Annotated in this window: 12 protein-coding genes; 7 read left to right on the forward strand and 5 right to left on the reverse strand. The window is 54.7% G+C overall.

The genetic code is table 11. The annotated features are described in order from the left end of the window. Nucleotides 1-18 precede the first annotated feature (18 nt). On the reverse strand, nt 19-1,212 hold the full coding sequence (gene ftsY, locus FFI61_RS07995; RefSeq protein WP_200202370.1) for a signal recognition particle-docking protein FtsY: 1,194 nt from the start codon (nt 1,210-1,212) through the stop codon (nt 19-21). Nucleotides 1,213-1,371: 159 nt separating this feature from the next. Here ftsY and rsmD point away from each other — a divergent pair, with 159 nt between their 5' ends. Further along, nucleotides 1,372-2,019, forward strand: coding sequence for a 16S rRNA (guanine(966)-N(2))-methyltransferase RsmD (gene rsmD, locus FFI61_RS08000; protein WP_200369863.1), 648 nt, complete (start codon nt 1,372-1,374; stop codon nt 2,017-2,019). Here rsmD and FFI61_RS08005 read toward each other — a convergent pair. Further along, complete coding sequence (locus tag FFI61_RS08005; protein ID WP_200369864.1) at nt 1,995-3,173, reverse strand: fatty acid desaturase; 1,179 nt, start codon at nt 3,171-3,173, stop codon at nt 1,995-1,997. The two genes, rsmD and FFI61_RS08005, sit on opposite strands and share 25 nt — an antisense overlap. 161 nt (nt 3,174-3,334) lie before the next feature. Between FFI61_RS08005 and mutM the strand changes: the two genes are divergently transcribed. The 5 genes from mutM (at nt 3,335) to FFI61_RS08030 (ending at nt 8,026) form a co-directional block, all read left to right on the forward strand. Further along, complete coding sequence (mutM, locus tag FFI61_RS08010; RefSeq protein ID WP_200369865.1) at nt 3,335-4,147, forward strand: bifunctional DNA-formamidopyrimidine glycosylase/DNA-(apurinic or apyrimidinic site) lyase; 813 nt, start codon at nt 3,335-3,337, stop codon at nt 4,145-4,147. A gap of 101 nt (nt 4,148-4,248) precedes the next feature. Further along, nucleotides 4,249-4,956, forward strand: a complete 708-nt coding sequence (gene yrfG / locus FFI61_RS08015) for a GMP/IMP nucleotidase (protein ID WP_200369866.1) — start codon at nt 4,249-4,251, stop codon at nt 4,954-4,956. Nucleotides 4,957-4,997: 41 nt separating this feature from the next. Next, nucleotides 4,998-5,405: a ribosome-associated heat shock protein Hsp15 gene (gene hslR, locus FFI61_RS08020; RefSeq protein WP_200202375.1), complete on the forward strand. Its 408-nt coding sequence runs from the start codon at nt 4,998-5,000 to the stop codon at nt 5,403-5,405. Nucleotides 5,406-5,463: 58 nt separating this feature from the next. Beyond that, entirely contained in the window at nt 5,464-6,318 is an 855-nt protein-coding gene (gene hslO / locus FFI61_RS08025) for an Hsp33 family molecular chaperone HslO (RefSeq protein WP_200202376.1), read from the forward strand. A 175-nt stretch (nt 6,319-6,493) separates the two neighbouring features. Next, the gene (locus tag FFI61_RS08030; protein ID WP_200202377.1) at nt 6,494-8,026 is read left to right on the forward strand and encodes a phosphoenolpyruvate carboxykinase; all 1,533 of its coding nucleotides are present in this window, start codon (nt 6,494-6,496) and stop codon (nt 8,024-8,026) included. Nucleotides 8,027-8,112: 86 nt separating this feature from the next. On the opposite strand, the gene FFI61_RS08035 is transcribed toward FFI61_RS08030, so the two are convergent. Together FFI61_RS08035 and FFI61_RS08040 are read right to left on the reverse strand one after the other, a co-directional pair. Then, nucleotides 8,113-10,176: a TRAP transporter large permease subunit gene (locus tag FFI61_RS08035; RefSeq protein ID WP_200202378.1), complete on the reverse strand. Its 2,064-nt coding sequence runs from the start codon at nt 10,174-10,176 to the stop codon at nt 8,113-8,115. 27 nt (nt 10,177-10,203) lie between these two features. Continuing rightward, nucleotides 10,204-11,163, reverse strand: coding sequence for a hypothetical protein (locus FFI61_RS08040; RefSeq protein WP_227714733.1), 960 nt, complete (start codon nt 11,161-11,163; stop codon nt 10,204-10,206). A gap of 378 nt (nt 11,164-11,541) precedes the next feature. On the opposite strand from FFI61_RS08040, the gene FFI61_RS08045 reads away from it, so the two are divergent. Continuing rightward, nucleotides 11,542-11,820 carry an HU family DNA-binding protein gene (locus tag FFI61_RS08045; protein ID WP_200202379.1) on the forward strand — a complete coding sequence of 93 codons (279 nt, stop codon included), beginning with the start codon at nt 11,542-11,544 and terminating at the stop codon, nt 11,818-11,820. Nucleotides 11,821-11,897: 77 nt separating this feature from the next. On the opposite strand, the gene FFI61_RS08050 is transcribed toward FFI61_RS08045, so the two are convergent. Next, complete coding sequence (locus FFI61_RS08050) at nt 11,898-12,935, reverse strand: putative solute-binding protein (protein ID WP_200202380.1); 1,038 nt, start codon at nt 12,933-12,935, stop codon at nt 11,898-11,900. Between the last annotated feature and the right edge of the window lie 138 nt (nt 12,936-13,073).

Raw genomic sequence — 13,073 nt, forward strand, 5'->3', positions numbered from 1 at the left:
TCCGGGTTATTTGGCAAACTAGTCTGCAAACAATGCGTCCACAAAGGTTTCAGCATCAAAGCTGCGCAGGTCATCAACCTGTTCACCAACACCGATAAACCGGATAGGAAGCTGCAACTGACGGGCAATGGCAAATACGATACCGCCTTTGGCAGTGCCGTCCAGTTTCGTTAAGGTAATACCGCTCACGCCAACCGCCTTCTGGAACACCTGCGCCTGGCTAAGAGCGTTCTGCCCCGTGCCCGCGTCCAGCACCAGCATGACTTCGTGAGGTGCCGTGGCGTCCAGTTTTTTCATTACCCGGACAACCTTCTCCAACTCTCCCATCAGATTGTCTTTGTTTTGCAGTCGACCTGCAGTGTCTGCGATCACCACATCCACGCCACGGGACTGGCCTGACTGTATAGCGTCAAAGATCACGGAGGCACTGTCGGCACCCGTATGCTGAGCCACCACCGGAACCTTATTGCGCTCACCCCAAACCTGCAACTGCTCAACGGCGGCCGCACGGAAGGTATCCCCTGCCGCCAGCATCACTGACTTGCCTTCGCTCTGGAGCTTTTTAGTGAGTTTGCCAATGGTAGTGGTCTTGCCCACGCCATTCACACCAACCATCAAAATCACATAAGGCTTGGTTCCGGCATCAATTGTCAGCGGCTTGGTGACATTCTTTAACAGGCCATGCAACTCGTCACGTAGGGCCTTGCGAAGTGCTTCGCCGTCTTTGAGCTGGTTGCGCTGGAGTTTGTCCGTAAGGGATTCAATAATTTCCGAGGTGGCCGTTACGCCAACATCCGCCATCAGCAACGTGGTTTCGATTTCTTCCAGCAGGTCTTCATCTATTTTCTTGCCTACCGAAAACAGGTCGGCCATGCCGCCGGTCAGGCTTGCGCGGGTTTTGCCCAGGCCTTGCTTGATGCGCTCAAAAACACTGAGTTGTGGCGCGGCTTCCGGTTCGGGAACCTTTGCCGGCTCCGGCTCTGGCATTGCCGGTGGCGCAACTGCTGTTGGCGCGTCCTCCGGCAAGGATTCAGGGGCGGTGGGGGCTGGCTTTTCAGTCGGCGCCAAAGGCTCAGGGCCTTTGACTGCCTCCGGTTTGCGCTGGGGCACGGGTTTCGGCCGCGGTACACGGCGGCGATTGCTGGCGATATCCAGAAAAAATACAAATACAAGAAGGGCCAGTAGGCCGACCGAAATCCACTCTGCCATCATAAAGTCATACCATCAGTCTGATTGGGCGGGACAAATAGAGCGCATATTCTAGCAGACTGTCCCAGTGAAGTGAGGTTGCTGTGGATTATCATGAACAGCCCGATTTCCGCTAAGATACGCCAGCCGAAAATATTGCCGCCCGTTTCCGGAGCCAACCACATGACCCGAAGAAAATCCTCAGGCCAGCACCTTTCAAGCAAGCCTTCCAAGGGCGCCGCCAAGAACACGGGTGCCGGGGGTGAACTACGCATTATCGGGGGCGACTGGCGCAGCCGGAAGCTGCGCTTCCCGGATGCAGGAGGGGTTCGCCCAACACCAGCACGCACACGGGAAACCCTGTTTAACTGGTTGTCGCTTCATATCGCGGGAAGCGATTGCCTGGACTTGTTTGCAGGCTCTGGTGCTTTGGGGCTGGAGGCGCTCTCAAGAGGCGCCGGCCAGGCCACGCTGGTTGATAACAACACAGCCTTGGCAGCCGCTCTTCGGGGCAACCTCAAGCTACTGGGCTCTGAAGCAGGCACTGTGATTTGCGCTAATGTAGACACCTACCTGAGCCAGCGTTCACGGCATCCATTCGATATCATTTTCATGGACCCTCCATTCCATCAGGGCTGGCTGACAACGCTGATCCCACTGCTGAATACCCAAGGCTGGGTGAAACCTGGAGGCTGGGTATACGTGGAGCACGAAAGTGACCTGCCGTCGCCGGCGGCACCTGCCAACTGGCAACTGCACCGGCAAAAAACCGCTGGCCAGGTCACTTACTGCTTATACAGAGTGGTTCAAGCCGCAGGGCGCAGCGAATAAGCCCGCAAATGGGCAGCAAACTCTTCCAGGTAACGAATACCACTGGCTTCAGCGTCTTTGCACCACTCCATCAACGCGTGCAGCTTATCCTGCGGCTTAAGGCCGCGCTGGCGCCAAAGGGCCTGTAACTCGTTGCTCATCTCGTAAATCTGGCGCAACACAGCGTTGCTTTCCAGAACTGATTCCAGCGCCTCTTTATCTCGCGGCTTTATCAGCGTAACTTCCCGCGATAGAAGCTGTTTGAGTTTACGATATCTGGGCCGTATCTCATCATCCATCAGGCTCTTTTGCTGGCGCAAAACCGGCTCTGTCACACGTTTGCGGTACTGGCGCATTATGTCGAAACGATTATTGGCAATAGCCTGCACAGTTTCCACATCCACGTTCTGCTTGCCCGGCACATAATGGGCGATCGGCCGATAGCCTTTGGGTTTGGCAAGACCAAACGCCTGGAACAGGCGGATATAGCCCCAGCCGATATCCACTTCGTACCAGCGGCGTGAAAGCTTGGAGGAGTTCGGGTAGGTGTGGTGGTTATTGTGCAGTTCTTCACCACCAATAATAATTCCCAGTGGAGAAATGTTGCGGGCGTTATCCGCACACTCGAAATTGCGATAACCCATCCAGTGGCCAATCCCGTTCACAACACCGGCTGCCCAGAAAGGTATCCAGACCATCTGCACTGCCCAGATCCAGATACCGTTAACACCAAAAAGCACCAGATTAATGACTGCCATCAGAGCAATGCCCAGCGCCCTGTGGCGACTGTAAAGATTGCGCTCTATCCAGTCTTCCGGGGTCCGCTGGCCGTAGCGCTCAAGGTTTTCAGCAGTCGCTGCCGAGGCATACAACTCTGCCCCTTCGAATAACACCTTCTTTATACCCAGTACCACCGGGCTATGTGGATCTTCGGCCGTTTCACACTTGGCGTGATGCTTGCGATGGATCGCAGTCCATTCTTTGGTATTCTGCGCTGTGGTCAGCCACAGCCAGAAACGGAAAAAATGCTTCAGTGCAGGATGCAAATCCAGCGAGTTGTGGGCCGAATGGCGATGCAGATAAAGCGTTACACTGATGATAGTGACGTGGGTCATACCCAGAACAACCAGAATCAACTGCATCACCGACAGGTCAAGGAGACCGTTAAACCACATAATTAATCCTCAAATCAAAACCTGAAGCGACCAATATAGGCGCCTGTTCGCGGCAGTTTAGCGTACAGGTGTTAGCTAAAACAACAAGCTTTAAAGTCAAGCTTGCTACCGTTCACATTTGCGCAACATCACACCTACAAATTTGACCGGAGACTGGTTGAATGCCCGAACTACCTGAAGTCGAAACCACAAGACGCGGCATTGCGCCCCACTGTGAAGGTCAAACCATTGAACAGGTCAAAGTACGAAATGGCAGCCTGCGCTGGCCCGTGCCCGGCGATCTTGCCGCGCAAATGAACGGCCAGGTTATCCGCACTGTCGAGCGGCGAGCAAAATATCTTTTTCTGAACCTCGACCATGGCACTGCCATCGTTCACCTGGGCATGTCTGGCAGCCTTCGCATCATCACTGATGACGCACCGGCAGAGAAACACGACCACATCGACCTTGTGCTGCATTCCGGCGTAACTCTGCGCTTTAATGACCCCCGTCGCTTTGGTTGCTGGCTGTGGGCAGACTCTGCCGAGACGCACCCCCTGATTGCCAGCCTTGGGCCGGAACCGCTATCGGCAGAGTTTACTGGTCGAATGCTGTTCCAGTTATCGCGCTCCAGAAACACCCCCGTGAAATCCTTCATCATGGACAGCCATGTGGTGGTCGGCGTAGGCAACATTTACGCCAACGAAGCACTGTTCCACGCCGGCATTCATCCCAAACGCAAGGCTGGGCGCATCAGTCTCGATCGCTACCAGCGTCTTGCGGAAGCTATCCGGGAGATTCTCAGCGCTGCGATCCTGATGGGCGGCACTACCCTGCGAGATTTCGTGAACAGCGATGGCAAGCCAGGCTATTTCGCTCAGTCATTACTGGTTTATGGCCGCGCCGGAGAGCCCTGCCCGAACTGCGAAACACCGCTGAAGGAAATCCGCATGAACGGGCGATCTACCGTGTACTGCACAGGATGCCAGCGGTAGCTCTGGGCCGCAGACCTGAGCCCAACATCCGTAATATCCCGGCTTGCCTCAAATCGGGATCTGCGGCAGCCTGAGGAAAACATTTAAGGCTGGCTTTGCATATGATCAACTGGACGTCCCTCGAAACCGTATTCCTGGATATGGACGGCACACTGCTTGATCTGCACTTCGACAATCATTTCTGGCTGGAACACCTGCCCAGGCGTTACGCTGAGCGCAACGGCATGCACGCCGAGAAAGCCAGGGACAAAATCATCAGCATGATCATGGCCCAAAGAGGCACGCTCAACTTCTACTGCACCGATTACTGGAGCGAGCAACTTGCCCTGGACATAACCGGACTGAAATCCGAGCTCAGTGACCGCATCGGCTACCGTCCGCATGTGGCGGACTTTCTTCAATCTCTCAAGAAGGCCGGCCTGCAATCCGTCATCGTCACCAACTGCCACCCGGATCCTCTGGAGCTGAAACTGCAGCGCACAGGCCTCGACCGCTATGTGGACGGTATTGTTTCCAGCCATCAGCTGGGCAAACCCAAAGAAGACACCGCCTTTTGGCAGGACCTGCAACAACTTGCCCCCTATAGAGCCGCTTCCACATTAATGGTGGATGACAGTTTCCCCGTACTGGAAAGCGCCCGGTCTGCAGGAATTGCCCAATGTCTCGGAATTCTGGCGCCAGACAGCAAACGGGCCGCCAGCAAATCTCATCCCGAAATACCTTGCGTGCACCACTTTGATGAAGTTCTGACAGCCATTCACCAGCAAAGGCCCCATCACCAGAAAAGCCCTCTGCCATCTGATGACTGAGGGCGCTATAATTGAGGCATACGCCCTTCAGGTGAGGAGATATGGCGGCATCCACTTCGGACGATCAACGGGTAAGGCTCGACAAATGGCTTTGGGCTGCGCGCTTTTACAAAACACGCTCCCTGGCAAAAGAGGCTGTAGAAGGCGGCAAAGTCCACTACAACAGCCAGCGCTGCAAGCCAGGCCGCCTGGTTGAGCCTGGCGCCACGCTCACCCTGCGCCTTGGCTATCTTGAAAAAGTCGTGGTTGTAGATGAAGTGAGCGAGCGTCGGCGCGGTGCGCCGGAAGCTCAAAAGCTCTACCACGAAACCGAAGACAGCATAAAAAAGCGTGAAGACCTCTCGTGGCAACGTAAAACCATGCAGGCAGCACAATTGCCGCCGGCAAGGCGCCCTTCCAAGAAAGATCGCCGCGACATTCAACGATTCCGTGACCAGAACAGCATCTGAACCAGACCGTTCTGTTGTCAGCCACCGATTAAAGCACCCAGTTTTCAGGAGAACCAATATGGCATCCCGCGACCAGTTCCAGCGTTTTATATTTGAACACAGCCAGGTACGCGGAGCCTGGGTACAGCTTGACGAGAGCTTCCGGGAAATCACCGGCCAGGCGCCTTATCCCGAGTCGGTCAGAGGCCTTCTGGGAGAAGCTCTTGTAGCCAGCATTGTTATGAGCAGCAGCCTGAAGTTCGAAGGCACACTGTCCATTCAGGCCCAGGGCGAAGGCCCGCTTCGAACACTCATGGCGGAATGCAGCCACGACCGCAAGATTCGCGGGCTTGCACGATTCGACGAGCACGCGGTGACCGAAGACAGCTTCCACGATTTGCTGGGCGACGGGCGTATGGCCATTACCATCACACCCCGGCAAGGCAGCCGCTACCAGGGCGTGGTGCCTCGGGAGCGGGATAGTCTGGGGGGATGCCTGGAAGAATATTTCGAGCGCTCGGAACAGATCCCCACCAGTCTGTTTCTGTTTTCCAATGAGCAGGGCGCTGCCGGCCTGATGCTCCAGCGTATGCCAGGTGCCACCCAGGAAGATGACGAACTCTGGGAGCGGGTTAACCACCTTGCACGCACGGTTAAGGCCGATGAACTGCTGGAACTTGATAGCGAAACTCTTCTGCACCGCCTGTTTAATGAAGAAACGGTGCGACTCTTCGATGCCGAAACCGTGGCATTTCAGTGCAGTTGTTCCAAAGACAGAACTCTTGTTGCCCTTGAAGCCATTGGCAAAGACGAGTGTTACAGCATACTGGAGGAACAGGGAACCATAGATATGGACTGCCAGTTCTGCCACGCGCACTATCGATTCGACAGGAATGATATTGATCAGCTTTTTACCGGCCATACGTTACACTAGGCACGGCTACAGAATCACCCGGAAGCCAGCAATCACGCGGCTTCCGGCGTAGTCGTTTTTTATTGGCGCCTCTGGCATAATAGCGCGCCTGAATTGATCCGATTGTTCAGAATTCCGTCAATTTTCGGGCAGGCGGCCTGAGCAGTCACTAAGACATCCCGAGGGTGAGGTCGAAGTGAGCAACACTTATAATGATCTGAGTACAGCAAGACTGGTAGAACAGGCACTGGCGCGTAACGAGGGCCAACTGGCATCCAACGGTTCGCTGGTCGTAGAAACTGGTCATCGCACCGGTCGGTCCCCCATGGATCGCTACATTGTTGAAGAACCAAGCACATCTGACGACATCCACTGGGGGCCGATCAACCGCCCGTTCGACGCCGATAAATTCGACGCCCTGTGGGAACGCGTAGAAGCCTATATTGCTGAAAAAGACAGCTTTGTGTCCCTGGTGCACGTGGGCTCCGACCCTGAGCACTACCTGCCAGTGAAAATGACCACCGAGACCGCCTGGCAAAACCTGTTTGGCCGCAACCTGTTCATTCGCCCGGAAAGCTACAACCAGGCAGACAAGCAGGAATGGCAAATTCTGAATGCTGCCAATTTTGAGTGCGTACCAGAGCGCGATGGCACCAACAGCGATGGCTGCGTCATCATCAACTTTGCTCGCCGCAGAGTGCTTCTGGCAGGCATGCATTATGCCGGTGAGATGAAAAAAGCGATGTTCTCCGTGCAGAACTTCCTGCTGCCGGAAAAAGACGTGCTACCAATGCATTGCTCCGCCAACGTTGGCGAAGACGGCGAAACCTGCCTGTTCTTCGGTCTATCCGGCACGGGTAAAACCACCCTGTCTGCCGACCCTCACCGCTTCCTTATTGGTGACGACGAGCACGGCTGGGGCCCTGGCACTGTTTTCAATATTGAAGGCGGCTGCTATGCCAAGTGTATCGATCTGAGCAAGAAGAACGAGCCCATTATCTGGGACGCGATCCGCTTCGGCGCTATTGTTGAAAACGTAACAATTGATCCGGAAACCCGCGAGCCAGACTACACCGACGTTTCCCTGACTGAAAACTCCCGGTGTGCCTACCCGCTCGAACACATTGAAAAGCGCGTAATCGAAAACCGCGCCGGTGAGCCAACACACATTGTGTTCCTGACCTGCGACATGACTGGCGTACTGCCGCCTGTGTCTATTCTGAGCCGTGAAGGTGCCGCTTATCACTTCCTGAGTGGTTATACAGCGCTGGTTGGCTCCACAGAAATGGGTTCATCGTCTGCACTGAAGTCTACCTTCTCCACCTGCTTTGGCGCTCCGTTCTTCCCGCGTCCGGCAGGCGTGTACGCTGAGCTTCTGATGAAGCGTATGGATGAGTACGGCAGCAAGGTTTTCCTGGTGAATACTGGCTGGACTGGCGGTGCCTATGGTGAAGGAACACGCTTCAGCATACCGACCACCCGCGCGATCATCAGCGGCATTCAGAATGGCGAGCTTGACTCGGTTGAAACTGAGCACCTGCCAACCCTCAACCTGAGCGTGCCCAAGCAGGTACCGGGCGTAGATTCGGCGCTACTGAACCCACGCAATACCTGGGCCAGCAAAGAAGCCTACGATAAGAAGGCAGCGGAACTGATTGGTCAGTTCGTCGAAAACTTCAAGAAGTTTGATGTTTCCGATTCCATTGTTGAGGCCGGCCCGAAACTCTGAGCCCAGCCCCAAAAAAAAGCGCCCTGCTAATCAAGCACGGCGCTTTTTTTGTTTCAAGACGGAAGTCCTGGCCTGGCTTGCTACCCTCAGGCGTAGAACATCAAAGGTACGAAGGCCACAAGCACCAGCGAGATGCCCATCGCAATCAGGGGCATGATGATGCGCTCATGGCGCTGATAGAAGGTGCCGCCTTCCTGCTGGGCAGCCAGCACCTCGGCCTCTCCCACCACTTGTCGTGTTAGCAGATGGTTAAGTGCGACCGGCGGGCTCAGGTAGCCCAGCTCAAAGGCCACCAGGGTCACCATCCAGAAGTGAATGGGGTGAATTCCACTGGAATAAGCAATGGACGCTACAGTGGCAGTCACCAGAATGACGGCGCCAAAGGCATCCATAATCATTCCGAGAATCACCAGAATCATCACCATCAATAGCATCGCAGACCAGGCACTATCAAACGCCTGAGGGAAGGCTTCCATGATCTGGGAACGCTCGATCACGCCACCGATACTGACTGACAGGCCCAGGAGTAATAGCAACGCACCAATCTCAGCTGTGGTGTCATTGGTGGCTCCACGTACACTACGTTCCAGCCCCTGATGGTTAATCTCACCCGTCGCACTGCCCTTCTTGTTTTTGAAGCTTATATGCTCGTATACCAGGATGGACAACATAATGACCGGCAACAAACGCGGTGCCGAAAACTCATCCATACGCACATCCAGAGCAAAACGGTAGAGCAGCACAACACCCACAATAACCAAGGCGTAGGGTATCAGGGAGCGAAGCGCCTTTAGCGTGGCAGGCAAGGCTTCGGAAGCCGGCGCCAGATTAAACTTGCTCTGCCGGTTTACGGTGAGCGCAACTGCGCTGAACATGGCAGCCGTCAACACAAATACCCAGATACCCCAGCCGAACAAGTCATCTGTAGTCACTTCCCGGTTCAGATATGCGATAACGACAACCAGAAGGCAGGGACGCAACACAACACCCAGAGAACCCGACATTGCGGTGGCCGCAAGCGCCAATTGCCGACGGGCACCAGCAGCACGCAACTCACTGTAAATAACCGCACCTGCAGCTATAACGAAAATCCCCGAAGCACCGGTATAAGCCGTTGGAACAGCAGCAACAAGAACGGCAACCACAGCCAGCAATTCCGGTGGCATACGCCAGGGTCGAAACAGGTTGAATACCAGCGTTGCCAGGCGCGTTTGTTTAAGCATCATGCCGACCCAAACATACAGGCCCACATTCAGGAACATGTCCGCCAGTTCGACCATCTTGCCGAGATAGATGCCAATGCCTGACGTGTGACCAATCAGCGCAAAATAGCTTCCGGAAATCAGACACATCACGGTGTACAGCGGCACAGCCAAAAATGCCTTGTTCAGTTGCCCTCCGGGAGCCAGGCCTGCCGGCACGCGAACCAGCCGGTAAAGGCTGGCCAGGGTCAGACACGCAAACCCTACGACCCAAAAGTTATGGAGCAGGAGATCGTCGGATGAAACTGCCGTTTCGGTGCCCAAACTGGATTGGCGGAAAATCAGGCTGGACCCCAACAACATAGCGTTAGCTATCGTCTGGAGCGTCAGGGAAACCGTATAGTCCAAACGGGTCTCCATGGCCCGCATGGCTATATGATGGCGTGTAAGTGTGGCTGTGGCAGCACACAACATCACCAACAACACCAGAATGTAGCGTTGCGACTCAAGGCCAAAGGCAATCAAATCAGCAACAAACAACTCCACTGCCCGGTAGGCTTTGACGCCGGGGGTGAGCTTATCCTGCAGACTGTCATAGCTTTGATAGGCAGCTTTGCAATCGGCAACAGAGCGCTCAATCGCAAGCCGGACATCCGCAGGATCTTTCTCCTGCGCGCCCAGCAACATCGCCATGGGGTCATCGTCGGCTGGCTTTTGAGCAAGCTCTTGCGCCACTGCCGCATCAATATCCCGATCTGCGTTACAGGTTGGCGCTACCGGGTCCATCCGCAGTTTGTAATAGCCACTCCAGAGCTGTTCGCCGCCGCGCAGCATCTGGTTATGGATATCGCTGCTTGTAGAAAAAAGCACCACAGACAACAAAAGCAGACAGGCAGGTAGTGATGAAAACCACTCCAGACCACTCCGACGAAAACTACCCTTGGTCATAACTCTACACTCTGGAACATTAACAAGTTACAGCAGGCCATCGAGGTCCATGGTTTCAACTTCTTTCTGCTGGTCATCCCAGAAGCTGCCAAGCTGGCCCAAAGGGGTGCGGTGGCCGGTATTCTCTACCCAAAGACGGTCGGAGATTGAGACGATAATATTGGTCGCCATGGCATCCACGAACGCCCACTCTGCATTAGCCGGCTGCTCCTTGAGCGACTCAGCGTGTCGGCGCACCACCGACTTCACCATGGCTTCATCACCCTTGTTGGTTGCCGCGATTGCGTGGAACACGTGGCTCAATCGAACACCTGCGTCCTCACCCAATCGATCGGTCATCGCGAGACGGTCAAAGGCATCCTCACCTTCCGGCTGAGCGCCCGGTATCATGGCCCAAACCGTTGCTTTCAGTGCCATTGGTGCGCCCCACCACTTGTCATTCTCAAGGCAGCTGGACGCTCTGGCTACAATCGAACCAACGTTCTTGGGAACGCCAATAGACGATGTTGACTGGATTTCTGCATTAAGCGCCTGCAAACCGGACAGCAGTCCGGCAAGGTAAATGAACTCATCCAGGTCGTCGTCGAAATCCGGACACTCACCGGTACCGGACTCGCCGTAGTATGTATTGTGATGCTGCCAGGACTTCAGATAGCGCTTTGATGCCAGAGCGTAAGCCCGCTTCTGGCGAATCATGGCGTCTTCTGCGGCGTTGCCTTTTCTTTCGTACATGGCAGCCAATGCCGCCAGCTCATGCTCACGACCTTGATCTTCAGCACAGCCACCGGCTGAAAGATAAAGCATTACCGCCAACTGGTCGGGCTCGTCGGTTACTCGACCGAAGGACATCAACAGAGGGGCAGTGGCCTCACTCATGGCGCAACCCATAGCCAGATCGCCACTTTCCATCAAGTAGGGAATTGTGTGCTCACGAGAGAAACCCTGCATAACATCGCCAGTGGTTTTGTACATCATGTTATTGATCACACCACAACCTGACAGCAAAGTGCCAAGGCTCAGAGCAACAACAACGCCCCTGTAACGGGCGAATGAATGCCGAATTGACTGCCCGACAGATAGCGAGCGGGAATGATTCGAATTAGAGGGGGCTGTTAATGGAATCCCGGTTTGCATCATGGTTTTTAAACCTTCTTAACGTTTTGAATTATTATTCTGAACGCGCCGTTAGCCGGGCATTATGGCCCACAGCGCTCGCTCTTTTTGAGACCGGCACCGCAAATGACGCCTGTGTACACAGATTTTATGGCTCATCGTATTTGCACAAAATACCGCAAGCCGCTATAGATTCAGGCAGCCGCACTCTCGTTGAGCTGCAACTCCGATGGATAAAAAAAGGGATACCCGATGCGCAAACCTGAACTTGCTGCAGCTATCGCCGAACGCACTGGCCTCACCCGAGAAAAAGCCAGTGAAGTGATTACCGCTATCACAGATCAGATTTCGGCTGCCGCTGCTCGCGGAGAAGACACCACCCTAATAGGCTTTGGCACCTTTAATATCCGCACCCGCGAAGCACGGGATGGCAGGAATCCTCAAACCGGTGCGACAATCCGCATTCCCGCCAGCAAAACCGTTGGTTTCAAGGCAGGTAAAGCATTCAAGGATGCGCTTCGCTCAAACTGACAAGCACCCCGAAAGCCAAGCCTGAAACGACCCGCCCTTCGCACACCAGGCGGGCCTGTTTCAAATTGTGAGTCTAATCAGGAAGCACACTCTGAACGTGTGGCATCCACCCGACAACGAATCGCCTTCATCAGCTTGATTGCACGCTCGTCGTACACACCATCGTCAACCAGTGACAAGCGCACTTTCTGCAGCATTTTGTCGTACTCGGCTGTCACTTCCCTTGGCAAGGTCATCCATACACTTTCCGGCATTTCAGCTTCTGCCTGGGAAATGATGTCGTAGGCCTCACCCATGCGTTTGACGGCCTCATCACGCACCATCTGGCCGGCGCTATCCGGGAAGCGATCGCGGTGGAGGATGATCTGGAAGTTCATATAGGCCAGTGCGTATTTCAGAACGCCGCCGTTTGGCTCAACGCCCTTGTACAATTCCAATGGCTGATATGCCACCGCAGGAGCGTAGGCAATATCAACACTGCCATTATTAAACTTGCCGGCAAAGTTAGCGGAGTTGGAACCAACAACAGACGCGCCCACATGGCGAACCATGCGAACCGACGCCTGATCGAAATCCAGTGTTGCAACGCGCTTGCCCTGAAGTTTTTCTACGGAATCAATGCTGCGATCACGGGTGTGGAGGTAAATCGCACCAGCCGGGAACACTCCCGCCACTTCATAGGGGCCATCTACCAGCAGTGGGCGGGCATTAGGCTGACTGAGCGTGTTGTACAGCAGGCGCATTTCTTCTTGGCCAGGCACAGCACCCATGGCCTCGAGACTGCCGGTGAACTTGTTGAACTCACGAGCGCGGGTTCCGGTAAGGAACACTGCATCACACTGACCAGCCTTGAAATCTTCCGCAGCAACTTTTTCGTCGGTGTAGGCGCTCAGGTTCAGCTTGATACCGTTCTGAAGAGCAATAGGCTGAAAGGTTTTGGTAATGGTGAAAAGCGGGCCGTTAGCGCCAACCGGATCAAACACACAAAAGCTTCGCTCAATGATTTCATCGTCTGCTTTCGGGCTGGTTTGGGCATTACCCACCGAGGGGAGCAAAAAGCTTGCACACAGGGCAGCCGCCAAGGCCACCTTTTGCGGGAAGAATACTGATGTCACGGGATGACTCCTGAATCATTATTGTTTGGCGGCGGTGCTTGCTATCCGATCTGACAAGCTGCGCACTTTTATTGAAGTCGACATTATGCCGGAAGGCATAAGAATACGTTGGCACAGGTGCCCCGTCTCAAGGGTTTT

This window comes from Marinobacter sp. DY40_1A1 (genome assembly GCF_016597815.1).
GTDB classification, from domain to species: Bacteria; Pseudomonadota; Gammaproteobacteria; order Pseudomonadales; family Oleiphilaceae; genus Marinobacter; species Marinobacter xiaoshiensis.

What these genes read in the sequence shown, in the direction of transcription:
- hslR (WP_200202375.1), top strand. Translation starts at nt 4,998, where the DNA reads ATGGCGGCATCCACTTCGGACGATCAACGGGTAAGGCTCGACAAATGG.
- FFI61_RS08045 (WP_200202379.1), top strand. Translation starts at nt 11,542, where the DNA reads ATGCGCAAACCTGAACTTGCTGCAGCTATCGCCGAACGCACTGGCCTC.
- rsmD (WP_200369863.1), top strand. Translation starts at nt 1,372, where the DNA reads ATGACCCGAAGAAAATCCTCAGGCCAGCACCTTTCAAGCAAGCCTTCC.
- FFI61_RS08005 (WP_200369864.1), bottom strand. Translation starts at nt 3,173, where the DNA reads ATGTGGTTTAACGGTCTCCTTGACCTGTCGGTGATGCAGTTGATTCTG.
- mutM (WP_200369865.1), top strand. Translation starts at nt 3,335, where the DNA reads ATGCCCGAACTACCTGAAGTCGAAACCACAAGACGCGGCATTGCGCCC.
- hslO (WP_200202376.1), top strand. Translation starts at nt 5,464, where the DNA reads ATGGCATCCCGCGACCAGTTCCAGCGTTTTATATTTGAACACAGCCAG.
- FFI61_RS08035 (WP_200202378.1), bottom strand. Translation starts at nt 10,176, where the DNA reads ATGACCAAGGGTAGTTTTCGTCGGAGTGGTCTGGAGTGGTTTTCATCA.
- ftsY (WP_200202370.1), bottom strand. Translation starts at nt 1,212, where the DNA reads ATGATGGCAGAGTGGATTTCGGTCGGCCTACTGGCCCTTCTTGTATTT.
- yrfG (WP_200369866.1), top strand. Translation starts at nt 4,249, where the DNA reads ATGATCAACTGGACGTCCCTCGAAACCGTATTCCTGGATATGGACGGC.